This is a genomic window from Fervidobacterium riparium (assembly GCF_025370035.1).
Lineage (GTDB): Bacteria > Thermotogota > Thermotogae > Thermotogales > Fervidobacteriaceae > Fervidobacterium > Fervidobacterium gondwanense.
The window spans coordinates 63,294-78,582 of the sequence record NZ_CP009277.1 but is presented as its reverse complement, the minus strand read 5'-3'; the positions used below and the strand labels follow the sequence as shown (position 1 = coordinate 78,582).

Annotated in this window: 11 protein-coding genes and 1 tRNA gene; 9 read left to right on the top strand and 3 right to left on the bottom strand. The window is 41.8% G+C overall.

Translation table 11 applies throughout. From position 1 onward, the window contains the following. Window positions 1-198: 198 nt before the first annotated feature. The 5 genes from IB67_RS00375 to IB67_RS00355 are packed head-to-tail and all read left to right on the top strand — an operon-like array spanning window position 199 to window position 6,822. A complete protein-coding gene (locus IB67_RS00375) occupies window positions 199-1,533 on the top strand; it encodes a transglutaminase-like domain-containing protein (protein ID WP_072757570.1) in 1,335 nt (444 codons plus the stop codon). A gap of 18 nt (window positions 1,534-1,551) precedes the next feature. Continuing rightward, window positions 1,552-2,580 carry an L-Ala-D/L-Glu epimerase gene (locus tag IB67_RS00370; protein ID WP_072757568.1) on the top strand — a complete coding sequence of 343 codons (1,029 nt, stop codon included), beginning with the start codon at window positions 1,552-1,554 and terminating at the stop codon, window positions 2,578-2,580. 55 nt (window positions 2,581-2,635) lie between these two features. Then, a complete protein-coding gene (locus IB67_RS00365) occupies window positions 2,636-3,619 on the top strand; it encodes an ABC transporter substrate-binding protein (protein ID WP_072757566.1) in 984 nt (327 codons plus the stop codon). Then, window positions 3,595-5,739 (top strand): ABC transporter permease, encoded by a 2,145-nt coding sequence (locus IB67_RS00360; RefSeq protein ID WP_339745158.1) that lies wholly within the window; start codon window positions 3,595-3,597, stop codon window positions 5,737-5,739. The genes IB67_RS00365 and IB67_RS00360 overlap by 25 nt, the downstream gene beginning before the upstream one ends. Before the next feature lie 15 nt (window positions 5,740-5,754). Then, a complete protein-coding gene (locus IB67_RS00355; RefSeq protein ID WP_072757562.1) occupies window positions 5,755-6,822 on the top strand; it encodes an ABC transporter ATP-binding protein in 1,068 nt (355 codons plus the stop codon). A 48-nt stretch (window positions 6,823-6,870) separates the two neighbouring features. Here IB67_RS00355 and IB67_RS00350 read toward each other — a convergent pair whose 3' ends face one another. After that, window positions 6,871-9,015 (bottom strand): sodium-translocating pyrophosphatase, encoded by a 2,145-nt coding sequence (locus IB67_RS00350; RefSeq protein WP_072757560.1) that lies wholly within the window; start codon window positions 9,013-9,015, stop codon window positions 6,871-6,873. 110 nt (window positions 9,016-9,125) lie between these two features. Then, window positions 9,126-9,202: transfer RNA gene (locus IB67_RS00345), tRNA-Pro, on the bottom strand. 133 nt (window positions 9,203-9,335) lie between these two features. Between IB67_RS00345 and IB67_RS00340 the strand changes: the two genes are divergently transcribed. From IB67_RS00340 to IB67_RS00325, 4 genes are all read left to right on the top strand, one after another. Beyond that, a complete protein-coding gene (locus IB67_RS00340) occupies window positions 9,336-10,583 on the top strand; it encodes a glutamate-5-semialdehyde dehydrogenase (protein WP_072757558.1) in 1,248 nt (415 codons plus the stop codon). Between the two features lie 21 nt (window positions 10,584-10,604). Then, window positions 10,605-11,684, top strand: a complete 1,080-nt coding sequence (gene proB, locus IB67_RS00335; protein WP_072757545.1) for a glutamate 5-kinase — start codon at window positions 10,605-10,607, stop codon at window positions 11,682-11,684. 1 nt (window position 11,685) lies between these two features. Further along, complete coding sequence (gene proC / locus IB67_RS00330) at window positions 11,686-12,468, top strand: pyrroline-5-carboxylate reductase (RefSeq protein WP_072757543.1); 783 nt, start codon at window positions 11,686-11,688, stop codon at window positions 12,466-12,468. Window positions 12,469-12,640: 172 nt separating this feature from the next. Further along, window positions 12,641-14,488, top strand: coding sequence for an ABC transporter substrate-binding protein (locus IB67_RS00325; RefSeq protein WP_072757542.1), 1,848 nt, complete (start codon window positions 12,641-12,643; stop codon window positions 14,486-14,488). A gap of 37 nt (window positions 14,489-14,525) precedes the next feature. On the opposite strand, the gene IB67_RS00320 is transcribed toward IB67_RS00325, so the two are convergent. Continuing rightward, window positions 14,526-15,185 carry an endonuclease III domain-containing protein gene (locus tag IB67_RS00320; RefSeq protein WP_072757540.1) on the bottom strand — a complete coding sequence of 220 codons (660 nt, stop codon included), beginning with the start codon at window positions 15,183-15,185 and terminating at the stop codon, window positions 14,526-14,528. Between the last annotated feature and the right edge of the window lie 104 nt (window positions 15,186-15,289).

Sequence of the window (15,289 nt, the reverse complement as noted above, 5' to 3'; positions counted from 1 at the left end):
TTTATACAATATAACTAACCGTAGGGTAGCCGAGAGGCTACCCTATATTGTTTTGATTTCATATTAATCAGTTGATAAGTTTTGGGTAACGATATAGAGTCTTATCAACACTTTTCACCCTGTTTCTCGATTTTCAATTTCTCGATATTTGCTGTAAAATTGTAGTGAAAAGTATCGTTTGACATCGGGGGTGTAGGGATGGACTTTTTGACTTATCCAATTCCGGATGGATTGAAGAAGGATATCTATATGGGCTTTTTGAAAAAGGCAGAAGAGCAAATTCAGATGATTTTGGAACACCGATTACCACCGCAGATGAGGCAGAGACTGAGGTTTGAGCTGTTTAGAATCAAGCTTTTAAGGAGAACCTACAAATGGAACGAAAAAGAAGCTTTTTCAATTTTCAAAAAGACCTTCAAAGGTGCAACGAAACCGGAATTTGAGATTTTAACAAAACAGGGAAAACTTGACTGGATGTACATAGACGGTCAGAGGTACTACGAAAGCAGATTCGACAAAAACCTTGCTTTTAACGATAGGGATTATAAAGCAAAACAAAGAGTCGATAAGGACGTTTTGAAGAGAAGAGAATTGATTAACAAAGCGGTTGAAAGACTTCTGAAGTACGGTGAACCGAAAAAGTACAGGGTGAGAGCAAGGATAAGCCTGAAACACGAGAATCCTGTAGAAGAAAAAGTTCGGGTTTGGTTACCGTTTCCGAAAGAAGGATATCAGCAAGAAGATGTTAAACTGATAAATGCGAGTCATGAACATGAGATTGCTGATAATTCAGTCGGGCAGAGAACAGTATACATGGAAGGTAAGGATTCTGATACTTTCAGCGTTGAGTTCGAGTACACAGTGAGTGAATGGATAGGGACAAGAGGTATTTGGAAAGAAAAACCCACAAAAGAAGATACCTCAGAAAAGCCACCTCACATCGTCTTCACTCCTTTTATAAAATCCCTCGTAGAGTCTATCTTTCACGATGTGGATTACAAGAAGCTTGATGATATAACTATCGCAAGGAAGATATACGATTTCGTAACGCTGAACGTCAACTACTCATATGTCTTACCGTACGCGATGTATAATAACATTCCTGAATACGTTGGTACTATGTTCAAAGGAGACTGTGGATTCCAAGCGCTGCTTTTCATAACTCTGTGTAGGGCTGTTGGTATTCCAGCAAGATGGCAGTCCGGCTGGAGCATTACACCAATCGGTGCATCTTCTCACGACTGGGCGCTTGTTTACCTAGAAAAGTACGGATGGGTTCCTGTTGATTTGTCATTTGGCGGTTCGAGGCGAGATCAGGAACCAATGCGCATATTCTACTTCACCAACCTTGATGGGTTTAGGATGTTCGCAAATACGGAATTCCAAGGAGAATTTTATCCATCGAAGAAATCTTGGAGACTTGATCCGTACGATAACCAGACAGGCGAGATGGAAATAATTGCCAAAGAGGAAGATGGATACGTCATCGATTTGGAAAGCAAGATAGAGGTTCTAAAGTTCGAAGAACTATGAGAACAAGGGGTGGATGACATGGGCAAAATCAAATCCGTTAAGTTCATTTTGAACAGGTTCGAATACGTTAAACCGTTTCACATTACGAATAACGTATCGTACGATACGCAGAATATCGAGGTTGTTGTCGAACTAGACAACGGGATAAAGGGCTACGGTGAGGCATCGCCTTCGTTCAGGGTGAATGGCGAAAAAGTCAGCGCACTTATGGGTTTTGAGAGTGTTGTCAACGAGATGATAGTCGGGATGGATGTGAGAAATTACAGGCAGATATTCGATGTGACAGACAAACTCTTCGGAGCTCCGAGTGTAAAGGCGGCAGTCCAGTACGCTGTACTCGATGCATTTAGCGAGGAAATCGGCACGCCCGTATATCAAATCCTCGGCGGAGCAAAGACGAAAATTGAAACTGATTATACGGTGAGTATAGGTACTCTTGAAGAGCGTGTGGAAGATGCGAAGAGTGTTGTTGAGCGGGGGCATAGAGTCATAAAGATCAAGGTAGGCGAGAATTTGGAAGAAGATATCGAAGCGATCAAGGCTATATACGAAGTCTCGAAAGGGTGTAAATACATAGTCGACGCCAATACAGGCTATACTCCAAAACAAGCTGTGAAGTTTGTCACCGAAATCTATCGGGCAGGAATTGATATTTCTGTGTTTGAACAACCTGTCGGAATGCATGATATAGACGGTTTGAAGTACGTACGTTGGAATTCACCGTTTCCTGTTGCGGCTGATGAAAGTGCGAGAACAAAGTACGATGTTATGAGACTTATCAAAGAAGAGGCAGTTGACTATATCAACATAAAGCTTATGAAATCGGGCATCAGCGATGCACTTGCGATTGTTGAGATGGTGAGAGCTGCGAACCTCAGGCTTATGCTTGGCTGTATGGCTGAATCGAGCTTGGGCGTTAACCAGAGCGTCCACTTTGCACTTGGAACGGGCGCATTTGATTTCCACGATTTGGATAGCCCGCTAATGCTGAAAGAACCGCAGTTCAGAGGTAAGTACAAAGTCGACGTTCCGTATTATTACGTTTGATTTTAAATAGAATGTGTTATAATTCACTTATACTATATCCTAGGAGGTGAGCAGCATGAAAAAATTGATGGTATTAGTACTTTTTGTTTTTGTGAGTATTTCTTTTGCAGCGAACTACGTTAATGCTTATACTACGCTTGAAGAACCGCTTGCAAAGGTCCTCTTTGCAGAGTTCGAAAAGGAAACAGGAATAAAAGTTAACTGGATCAGGTTGTCGACTGGCGAGGTCCTTGCAAGGCTTGAAGCGGAGAAAAACAACCCACAGGCATCGATCTGGGTCGGCGGTGTTGGCGTGTTCCACGTAGAAGCGAAACTCAAAGGCTTTACAACGCCCTACAAAGCACCATACAGTCAGTTCATAGACCCGAAATTCAAAGACCCAGACGGATACTGGATAGGCCTTTACGTTGGTCCTCTTGCATTTGCGACGAACAAGAACAAGGCAAAGGAACTCGGAATCAACCCACCAAAGAGCTGGGCTGATCTACTAAAACCAGAGTACAAGGGACTTATAAGAATGGCAAATCCAAATACATCTGGTACGGCTTACAACGTTATTACAACGATGGTTAACATTTACAAGAGAGACGAAAACAAGGTATTTGATTATCTGAAGAAATTAGACGCAAACGTAAACATGTATACAAAATCTGGTTCTGCACCAGGTAAAGATTGTGCAATTGGTGAAACTACGATAGCAATTGGCTATCTCCACGACCTTGTAAAACTTCAAAAAGAAGGAGCACCTATAATAATTACGTTGCCAGCAGACGGAAGTGGTTACGAAATCGCAGCGATGTCACTTATCAAGGGCGGAAAAGAGCCACTGGAGGCTAAGAAACTCTACAACTGGATACTCGGCGATAAAGCGCAAGGTATAATAGCCAGCTGGTATGTCATTCCGCTTTCACCAAAAGCTCCGAAAAATAAGGTTGTCTACAAGCTTGAAGATATAAACTTGATACAGCAAGACCTACTTTGGGAAGCGCAGAACAGAGAGAGGTTAATAGACAGATGGAACAAAGAAATTGGAAAATAATAAAGTATTTGGTTATTCTTTCAGTAATCGCAGGTTTACTTTTCTGGGTACGGACAACTGTAAGAAATGAGTTCTCCCGCTCGATGCGGGAGAACCTTTTAAGGTTGTCAAACTCCATCTCGATGACAGATACTGTGGCAATTTCTGGAAAATTCCCAGATGTCCTTATTTACAAGTACGATTTTGATGGCAATGAATACGAGTCTGGAAGCGGTTTGAAAGATTTGGTAAGAGAATTAGAAGACTTCGCATATGGGGAAGAACACGCTCTGTACGAAGAAACTTACATTTCATCTTATTCTGTGAAGTACGAAGGAAAGGATTACAACGTAGTCTTCACGCCTGTTATTGAAGATTATCAAGTCGTTGGCATAATGGTCCAGCTACATAGTGCTCAAGACTACGTAAAATTGCTCAGGACTTTAGATAACATGTTCTTGATACTTTTTGCCCTCTTCGCAGTTGGATTTGGCGTCGCGACCTTTTCTATAGACCCTGTAACGACATACGCAATAATAGTAACCTTTGCGATTGTTATAGTCTTTATAGTCTATCCACTCTACGAAGCAGTACGATTGACATTCGTAAGAACAGGCACGTTCAGTTTTGACGTCTGGAAGGTTATACTGACTGAAAAAGGTTATCTGAAAGCCTTTGCGAACAGCGTCCTTCTCGGAAGCATAACAGCTACCGTGTCAACATTTATAGGTTTCATCTTCGCATTCTTAGTGACAAGGACATCTATAAAGGGCAAGAAGTTCATCTCCACGTTTGCAACGTTGCCGGTAATTTCGCCACCATTCTCTTTGACTCTTTCGATAATCCTTCTTTTTGGCTCAAATGGACTTATTACCAAGCAATTGCTGAAACTGAATTGGGACATATACGGTCTCGACGGATTGGTTATTGCACAGACGATGGGTATGTTCCCGATAGCTTATTTGACGATGGTAGGGGTACTTGAAGCGATAGATAGCACATTGGAAGAAGCATCTATGAACCTTGGTGCAAGTAGATGGAAAGTTTTTACGACAGTTACTTTATCTCTTTCTTTACCAGGTCTTCTCAGCTCATGGCTTTTGGTCTTTACAAATTCAATAGCGGATTTTGCCAATCCATTGATGCTCGGTGGAAAGTTCAACGTGCTCTCAGTCACAGCGTACCTTGAAGTTACTGGAATGAATCGTCTTGACAGGGGTGCTGCCCTATCTTTACTCCTGCTGTTGCCAGCACTAACAGCTTTCTATCTCCAAAGGTACGTAGTTAACAGGAAATCGTACGTTACCGTGACAGGTAAGCCAAGTGGAAGGATTGTCGAGATAGTGAGCCCGGGCACTCGGAGAGTCTTAACTGTGTTTGTATACGCTATGATAATCTTTCTCATAGGTCTCTATTCAACGATATTCATGGGTTGTTTTGTGAAAAATTGGGGTGTCGATTATACCTTCACAACGGCGAACATTATAGAAGCATTGCAGAGGGGCAGGAAGGCACTTACAGATACTACATTCCTTGCAGGTGTGGCTATGCCTATCGCCGGCGTCTTCTCGATGATCGTTGCGTTTCTCTTCGCGAGAAAGAAATTCCCGGGTAAGAAGCTTTTACAAGGTGCAGTTTTGTTGCCGTTCGCGATTCCAGGAACGTTGATAGGTATAAGCTATGTCATAGCGTTTAACAAACCACCGCTTATTTTAGTTGGTACGGCCGCGATAATAGTCATCAACTACGTGATAAGAGAATTGCCAGTTGGCGTTGAAGGTGGAATTGCAACGCTCAAGCAGATAGATCCATCGATAGAGGAAGCTGCTCAGAATCTTGGAGCAAATCCGCAGACAGTATTTTCGACGATTATATTGCCTCTGATAAGACCGGCGTTTATATCAAGCTTGTCTTACACATTTGTCAGGGCTATGACCGCAGTCAGTGCTGTTGTCTTCTTGATATCGGCGAAGTGGTACCATATCACGATGCAGATATACAACTTCTCTGAAAATCTCCGTTTCGGGTTTGCAAGTGTGTTATCATCCGTTCTGATAATAATAATCTTAGTTGTCTTTGGCCTTTTGAGATTGCTAGTTAGGAAGAGTGAGTACTTAGAAAAGAATATCGTTCAACAATAAAAGTGAGGGATAAGTGTGAAGCAAGTTTCGTTGAAGTTGATAAACGTAAGTAAAGTATTTAAAGACTTTAAAGGTAACGAAGTGAGGGCGGTTGATAATGTCAGTTTCGACGTTCAGCCGGGAGAGTTCGTCACATTGCTCGGTCCATCGGGCTGTGGCAAGACGACAACTTTGCGTATGATTGCCGGTTTTGAGAAACCAACCGATGGGATGATTCTCATCAACAACGTCAATGTCGTTGAGATTCCACCTTGGAAGAGAGATACAGCGATGGTTTTTCAAAGCTATGGACTCTTCCCGCACATGAACGTTGCGGAGAACATAGCATATGGACTGAAAATGAGAAAAGTTCCTCCAAGTGATATAGAAAAGAAGGTAAAAAATATACTGAAAGTCGTTGGTCTGGAAGGCTATGGTGATAGACCACCTTCGAGCTTATCTGGAGGTCAGCAGCAAAGGGTGGCGCTTGCAAGGGCTTTGGTCGTAGAACCTTCCGTTCTACTATTCGACGAACCGCTTTCGAACCTTGACGTTTTACTGAGAGAACAAATGAGAATCGAGATTAAGAGGATACAAAAGGAAGTAGGAATAACGGCTATATACGTTACACACGACAGAACAGAGGCACTTACGCTTTCAGACAAGATAGTACTGATGAAGGGTGGAAAAATAGAGCAAATAGGCTCGCCTGAAGAAATTTACGAAAAGCCAGTGAGCAAATTTGCAGCGGAATTCATGGGTAAAATCAACTTCTTCCCGGTTGAGATTGTAGAAAGACTGGAAGATAGAACAGTTATCAAGTTAAATGGTCAAGTTTATACGATACCTTCGCTGCCAACTTCTAAGAGTGAAAAGTATGTACTTGGGTGTAGACCAGAAGGGTTGAAGATAGCGTCGAAAGGTCCTGTAAAAGGTGTTATCAAAACGATAGTATATCTTGGTAACTTCTCAGAGTACTATATAGACACAGAATTTGGGGAAGTCATGGTCAAAGTTCTCCCACCGTTTGATACTACGCTCAGCGAAGGTAAAGAGGTCCATATTGATATTGTTCCAGAAATTGCGAAGATAATTCAGGAATAATATAATCTAAAAAATACTCCCGTTAGGGAGTATTTTTTTTGCAGAATTTTAGAAAATATGAAACTTTTCGAAAAGCGGTGCGAATATTAGTGATATAACTGCCATGATTTTTATGAGTATATCCAAACTCGGTCCCACTGTATCTTTTAAAGGATCTCCAACGGTGTCTCCGATTACCAATGCTGCGTGCTCAATTGAGCCTTTTGAAAGCCCTTCTATCTTTCCTTGTTCAAGATGCTTCTTAGCGTTGTCCCATGCCCCTCCTGCGTTCGCTGTGAATAAAGCTAACATAATACCACTCAGTGTAGTTCCTATGAGTAATCCCCCAACAAAATCCACTCCGAGCAAAAAACCTGAGATAAGAGGTGTTACAATTGAAATCATTGCAGGTAAGACCATTTCTCTTAAAGCTCCATCAGCACTTATCGTGATACACCTTTCGTAATCTGGCAACTCACTTCCATCCAATATTCCTGGCTTTTCTTTAACTTGCCTTCTAATTTCGTCTACCATCTTAGAAGCAGATTTCACAACGGCTTCTATTAATATTCCGCTGAAGAAATACGGCAATGCAGCTCCGAGTATAGCACCTCCGAGCGTTCTTGCATTGATTATGTTCAAGTTCAACAGTTCTTTTACGCTCGTAACGTATTCACCTGGTGAGGTTTGAGAGTAGATGTATGAGGCAAAGAGAGATAGTGCAGCCAATGAGGCTGAACCAATTGCAAAGCCTTTTCCTATCGCAGCTGTCGTATTTCCTACCATATCCAACCTGTCAGTTATATGCCTCACTTCCGGTTCAAGCTCAGCCATTTCGCTTATGCCACCTGCATTGTCTGCGATTGGGCCGTATGAATCTATCGTTACTGAAGTTGCGACAAAAGATAACATTCCAACTGCACCCATCGCCACTCCATAGAGACCGGCGAAATGATCCGCAAGGAATATTGCAAGAAACAACACAAACGACGGTAACAAAGCACTTTTCATGCCCAAAGAGAGTCCGCCGCTGATTACCATTCCTGTGCCTTGAAGAGATTTATAACTCAAGTTACGGGTAGGTGTAAAATTATCAGATGTGTAGTACTCAGCCAAAAGTCCTATAATTATCCCCGCAACGATACCTATTATTGCCGAGTAGTATGCAGAGAAAATGCCGTATCTGAAACCGTATGCTTGTAGTTCTTCTATGGGAACATTGTTTAACATCAGATTTGTAGAAACAACGTTTCCAAGACCTGTGAGGAGAGCTGAGATGATTAGAGCTAAATTCAACTCTTGATGTGGCTTGTCAGAGACTTTCTTAAAGACCACGAAAAGAATGCCAACTATACAAGCGGCGACACCGACAGTTACAAAGACGACAGGATAGAAGATGAGTTTCACAGCCGTATCGTAATATTTTCCAGAGAGTACATAACTGTATGCAGCTAACACAATAGCTGATAATATAGCACCTATATAGCTTTCCAGAAGGTCAGCGCCAAGACCAGCCACATCTCCTACGTTATCCCCAACGTTATCAGCGATCGTTGCTGGATTCCTCGGGTCATCTTCTGGCAATTTCAACTCGGTTTTACCAACCAAATCAGCGGCCATATCTGCTGCCTTCGTGTAAACACCACCTCCGACCCTGTCGAACATTGCAACTATAGAACAACCTAAGGAATATCCGGAGAGTGTCATAGCAAATGGTATGAAATTCACACCAATGTGATTCTCAAAAATTATCAAGTTCTCAACGTTCAGTTGCCTTCTAAAAATGTATGCAACTATCACCAAACCGGTGAGTGCTAAGGCTCCGACTGAAAGTCCCATCACTGAACCACCTTGGAATGCAATCTTCAATGCAGTCCCCAGCTTCTTAGTTGACCTTGCTGCCTCAGAGACACGGACGTTAGCCCTTGTTGCAGCTTTCATGCCGAAATATCCGGCTAAGGAACTCATCGTTGCACCTACAACAAAAGCTATTCCAACATACCAAGCTGTGAGAAAAGCCAAAGCAAAAGCGATGATAACTACGTAAATTGCTACAGCTCTGTATTCGTGGTTTATAAAAGCATCCGCTCCTTGCCTAATCCGCAGGGAAATCTCTCTCATCTTTTCGCTTCCCTCAGGTTGTCTTATCATAGATCTGAAGTTGAAGACAACCACAAGTAGTGCAGCAATTGGGACAACCAAAAGCCATAACATACTTTTTCACCTCCTTGAAGATTTTGGGGATTAATTATCGTTATTATACAACAAACATATTTAAAAACAAAAAAGGGTACCTTGTTGGTACCCTTTTCAATTTATTAGACTGGTCGGGGTGACTGGACTTGAACCAGCGACCTCTTGCGCCCCATGCAAGCGCGCTAGCCACCTGCGCTACACCCCGACTCTTGTGCAGCAAAACAATTTTAGCACAAGCCTTGCAAAAAATCAAGTTTATCGGAAATGGATGACTTTGTGCTTATCTGTGTTATAATATCCGAAAAGTTTTAGTTCGGAAACGATAGGAGGGAGTTACGATGTATGAAGATGTGAAAATTTCTTTGGAGAATTTGAAAAACGCATTTGACATTCTAAGTCGAGAGAATTCCGAAAAGAAGAACAAATTCCTGAGAAAGCTCGCTCAGAGACTCGATGAAAGCCGAGATTACATTATAAGTGAAAACAACAAAGATGTTCAAAGAGCTCGAGAATTGAAGGTCAAAGAGTCGTTGGTAGATAGGCTGGTACTGAATGACAAAAGGATAAATGAGATGATAGAAAGTTGTCGCATCGTTGAGAACTTGCGAGACCCGGTTGGTGAAGTTGTCGATTCATTTGTGCGTGAAGACGGGCTTAAAATCTACAAAATTCGTGTTCCAATAGGTGTTATAGCGATTATTTATGAATCAAGGCCAAATGTGACAATTGAGACTGCTATCTTAGCTTTGAAATCCGGAAACACGATTCTACTCAAAGGCGGTTCCGATGCTTTGAATTCTAACAGGGCGTTGGTTGGGATTATAAAAGAAGCATTAGATGACGTGGGTCTGCCAAGAAATGCTGTTGAATTAGTTGAACATACCGATAGGTCTGTGGTAGATTATATGCTTAAACAGAGAGAGTACATTGACCTTGTCATACCAAGAGGCGGTAAAGCTTTGATCGATTATGTTGTGAGCAATTCAAGAATGCCGGTTTTGGAAACTGGTGCCGGTGTTTGCCATATATTTGTCGATGAGAGCGCCGATATAGATAAGTCGATCTCTGTTATCGATAATGCGAAAACGCAAAGGCCAGGGACTTGTAACGCAGTCGAGACGCTCTTGGTTCACAAGAATATCGCTTCTAAATTATTGCCGAAATTAAAAGAGCTCTTTGATACGAAAAGGGTTGAAATCCGCGGATGTGAGGAGACAAGAAAAATAATTGATTGTAATGAAGCTACCGAGGAAGATTGGTCAACTGAATACTTGGATTTGATCATATCTATAAAGGTTGTTTCATCGCTCGACGATGCGATTGAACATATCAAGAAATATTCTACGAAGCACTCAGAAGCTATCCTTACAGAAAACTATTCAAATGCGATGAAATTTTTGAATTCGGTAGATTCATCGACCGTATATATAAATGCATCTACAAGATTTACAGACGGCGGACAATTTGGTATGGGAGCGGAGATAGGTATAAGCACGCAGAAATTCCATGCAAGAGGACCTGTCGGACTTAGAGAACTGACTACGACCAAGTTCGTGGTTTTTGGTAACTATAACGTTAGAAAATAAAGATACAGCGGAGGAATCTATATGGCAAAGATAGTCATGAAGTTTGGAAGCAACTTACTTGTGAAAGGTGGACAAATAGATAAGACGTATATTATAACAATCGCGTCTCTGGCGAATGATTTACTTAACGCAGGGCATGAAGTGGCAATCGTAACTTCCGGTGCAGCAGCTGCAGGTAGAGTGCTGATTCCGAATCTTGAAAGTGTTAAGGATATAGTTTCAAAACAAGCTCTCTGCGCTGTTGGTCAACCGAAACTGATGGAAATTTACCAGGTGGCGTTCTCGTTTTACAATCGTACAGTTGGCCAGATATTGGTTACGAGAGACGACTTCACAAACAGGCAGAGATTTTTGAATCTTAGAAATACGTTAATAGGACTGGAAAAAGTCGGAGTGATTCCGATTGTCAACGAGAACGATACAGTTTCAGTCGATGAGATAAAACTTGGAGACAACGATACTCTCTCTGCTATGTTCTCGGTATGCTGGAACGCGGATTATCTATTTTTGATGACCTCCGTTGACGGTGTAATTGGCTCAGATGGAAGAGTCTTAGACGAATATCACATTGGTAGTAAAGAGCCTGTCCTTGCAAATTTGGAAAAGACATCGCACGGAACAGGTGGTATAGCAACGAAGATCAATGCTGCAAAGATTGCTGCAGAAAGTGGTGTGGAGAGTTACATAATTAACGGAAGGCGTCTTGAATGTGTTAAAGAAGTACTTGCTGGAAAACGATGTGGAACGCATTTCTCAGTATCCGGAAAGAGAAGACTTACGAAAAAGGAATCTTGGGTGAAATATATTAGCAAACCTAAAGGTACTGTTTACATCAACGATGGTGCGTTCAAAGCGTTGATAGAAAGAAAAAGTCTCTTACCTGTTGGTATAACTGATATCGAAGGAGAATTTTCCAAAGGTGACGTAGTTCTAATAATGTACAATTCCAAAGTCATCGGAAAAGGTATTACAAATTACGGAAGCGAGGAGTTAAGGCAAATAAAGGGAAAAAAGAGTTCAGAGATTTCAGAAGAGATATACACCTACGATGAGGCGATTCATGCGGATAATATTATATTAGAAATCAGCGAGGTGAATTGATGTGAGAGTTGGCATAATCGGTGTTGGTAACATTGGAAGTATGATTTTGGAAGTGCTGAACGATAAGGCAGAACATGAGTTTTACATATACAACAGGTCCATCGAAAGGGTGAGAAAGTACGAAGTATTTGAGAATGTGAAGATATGCAGCAATGTAAAGGAAGTCTACGTGCAGTCAGACTGCACTTTCCTTTGCGTAAAACCACAACAAACCAAACAAGTGTATGATACTCTATTCGAAATTCATGAGGAACATGGTGTTTTGGTGAGCACCGCTGCAGGCAAAAGGATTGAAGAGATATCTCAGTCAACGGGAAAAAAGAACGTAATCAGAATAATGCCCACGATAACATCGAGAATTTCAATAGGGATAACAGCTGTTGCGTGCAGCAAACATGTCGATTCGAGTACAAGACACGAGTTTGAAAAGCTTCTCTCTCCGCTTGGAGAAGTTATGGAGCTTGAAGAAGAGAAGTTCGATGCGTTCACCGTACTTAACAGCAGTGGACCTGCTTTCGTGGCATTCATTTTGGAAAGCTTCATAGAAGGTGCGATTAATATCGGAGTTAACCCCGATTATGCGCGTGATATAGTGCTGAGAACGTTTGAAGGTTCGGTCAAGTTACTCGAACACATGAGCATCGAACCTTCGAGACTAAAGTACCTTGTCTCATCACCCGGTGGTGTTACAATACGTGGGCTCTACGAATTAGAGAAAGATGGAGTTAAGGGTGCCATAATGTCGGCGATTTATGAAGCTTTCAAAAGAAGTCAGGAATTATGAATGTTGATACAAGTAAACCACAAAGAGTTGTAGTTTGCAACAAGCAATGAGCATGGAGGAGAACGTACAAACAAAGTTCACTAAATGTTTGGAATTTTAACTTTTAAGTGGTATAATGTTATACAAGTTAATTTAACTTTAAAAACGACTCATCCTGAAAGGGGGGATTGGTGTGAGGTATGTGAAGTACGTATTTGTAACGGTAGTTTTGCTCGCGGGATTTGTTTTTGCGTTTGATCCAACGACATACGTATCTGCTGGTGTTGGAGAACCTGATACTCTGGATATCCATCAAGCGTACGACACAGTGAGCGGAGAGATAATCTACAACGTCTACGAGAGCCTTATAGCTTACAAAGGCAGCAGCTTAACAGAATTCGAACCAAGGCTTTCAACGCAAGTTCCTACCGTGAAAAACGGATTGATAAAAGATGGTGGAAAGACGTACGTCTTTCCAATCAGAAAAGGTGTGAAATTCCACAACGGTAATCCGCTGACACCTGAGGATGTTGAATACTCATTTGAACGCGGACTTTTGTATGATCCAACAGGTGGACCAATGTGGATGCTTTGGAATGCTATATTCGCTGTGAATTCTCTAAATGAGATGGTTGAGAAGTACGTAGGAAAGCCTGCATCGGAAGTTTTCAAAGACGGAAAACCACTGCCCGAATACAAAGACAAACTTGTTGAAATGTACCAAAAAGTAATAGACCCAGCAATAGAAGTAGATGGTGACAACGTGGTTTTCAAACTTGCAAGACCGTACGGTCCGTTCTTAACGATAATGGCTCATACAGTTGGCTGGTCTGCTGTTCTTGACAAGGAAACGTCTATAAAGATGGGCTTGTGGGATGGGAAACCGGATACTTGGTGGAATTACAGGAACATAGCCAAAGAAAAATCACCACTTTACGCAACGGCGATTGGAACTGGTCCATACAAATTGGTTGAATGGGATAGGACGAACAGAAAGGTTGTTTTGGAAGCGAACAAAGATTACTGGCGCGGCGAACCTAAGCTCAAGAAAGTTATTATAACAACTGTGAGCGAATGGGGTACGAGAAAACTGATGCTTGAAAAAGGAGACGCTGACGACATTGCAATAGTACTTGAATACCTCGATCAAATAAGAGGAAACAAGGATATCCAAATTATTGAAAACATTCCGTCCATGTCTGTTGTTGTAGTTGGATTTTCATGGTCAGTTTCACCAAACAGCAAATACATAGGCAGTGGAAAATGGGACGGAAATGGATTGCCACCAGATTTCTTCAGTGATGTAAACGCCAGAAAAGCGGTCTCTTATATAATAAACTACGATGCGGTTATCAGGGACGTTCTTAAAGGTTACGGTATCAGAATACCTTCGGCGCTTCCAAACGGATTGCTTGGGTTTGACCCAACGCTTCCACTTTACAAGTTCAACCTTACGGAAGCTCGAAAGGCATTGCAACAAGCCTGGGGTGGTAAAGCGCTGTCTGTTGGTATCAAGTTCACCGTCGCGTACAACACAGGAAATGCGATGAGGCAGAGAATCGCTGAAATGATAAAGACATACCTCGAAATGATTGCCCCTGGAAAAATCAAGGTTGAAGTTGCGTCTTTGAACTGGCCGAGCTATCTCGATGCTATGAGAAAAGCCGAATTGCCCATGCCTATATTCAACTGGCTTGCCGACTTCCCGGATCCTGACAACTTCATATTCACGTTCTACCACTCTGCTGGTACATACGCACCAAGACAAGGCGACAACTTTAAGAAATTCGTTAGTACACCAAGAAAGGAACTCGGTGGCAAGAGCTTAGACGAGCTGATCGATATGGCGAGGAACTCCTCTGATCCAGATGAACGTGCAAAACTGTATGTCCAGATTCAGAAATTTGCGATAGATAACTACATCAGCGTACCGATATATCAGCCAGTCGGAGTAAGAGCACAGAGGACGTGGGTCAAAGGTTGGTATCCGAACCCGATGAGGCCTGGAAACGACTACTTTGAACTTTACAAACAACAATAAGCACATTAAAATAACTAAGGAATTACAAAAGCGGGGGTTATTCCCCGCTTTTGCTTTTTTGACTTTTGTACAGGCAATCTGCTATTGGACATTGCTCACAAAGAGGTTTAGTTCTGCAAAGAGCTTTCGCATGTTCAACGATTAAACCGTGAAATTCTTGATATAGCTTCACATCTTTTGTGAATGTTTCCTCAAATAACTTTCTGGATTCATCATATTCTTTGTACTCGATATCGAAAATCCTTCTTACTATCCTCTTTGTATACGCATCGACAACAAATATCGGTTTTTCGAAGGCATAGAGTATTATCGAATCTGCGGTTTCCTTGCCTATGCCGTTGATTGAGAGAAGTTCTTTTCTCAAATTTTCCGTATCTAAAGTTGAAATCTTATCAAGATCATAACCGTACGTTTCTATCCACTGGAGCAAGTTCTTCAACCTTTTCGCTTTGATATTGAAAAATCCCGCCGGTCTGATAAGTTCTGAGAGCTCTTGCTCGCTCAATTTTCCTAAGCACTGTAAAATGTCACCTTGGCAGTATTTTCTTATGTTTACAAGTGCCTTCTCAACATTTTGCCAGTTCGTGTTTTGTGTCAAGACAGCCGATACGATAATTTCCTCCCTTGCACCAGGCCACCATTTGCCAAGTTCTCCGTATATTGATTTTAGTTCATCATAGAGCTCAGTGAACTTCAATGATAACTTCCTCCCCTAGGATTCTATGTGTTTTATCATCTCCGTAATATAGTTTAACATAAAAAAGCGGAGGTCTGAACAACCTCCGCCTCAGTGATTTACAT

Excerpts from the sequence above, each read along its gene's own strand:
- IB67_RS00375 (WP_072757570.1), top strand. The coding sequence starts at position 199 with ATGGACTTTTTGACTTATCCAATTCCGGATGGATTGAAGAAGGATATC.
- IB67_RS00370 (WP_072757568.1), top strand. The coding sequence starts at position 1,552 with ATGGGCAAAATCAAATCCGTTAAGTTCATTTTGAACAGGTTCGAATAC.
- IB67_RS00365 (WP_072757566.1), top strand. The coding sequence starts at position 2,636 with ATGAAAAAATTGATGGTATTAGTACTTTTTGTTTTTGTGAGTATTTCT.
- IB67_RS00360 (WP_339745158.1), top strand. The coding sequence starts at position 3,595 with ATGGAACAAAGAAATTGGAAAATAATAAAGTATTTGGTTATTCTTTCA.
- IB67_RS00350 (WP_072757560.1), bottom strand. The coding sequence starts at position 9,015 with ATGTTATGGCTTTTGGTTGTCCCAATTGCTGCACTACTTGTGGTTGTC.
- IB67_RS00340 (WP_072757558.1), top strand. The coding sequence starts at position 9,336 with ATGTATGAAGATGTGAAAATTTCTTTGGAGAATTTGAAAAACGCATTT.
- proB (WP_072757545.1), top strand. The coding sequence starts at position 10,605 with ATGGCAAAGATAGTCATGAAGTTTGGAAGCAACTTACTTGTGAAAGGT.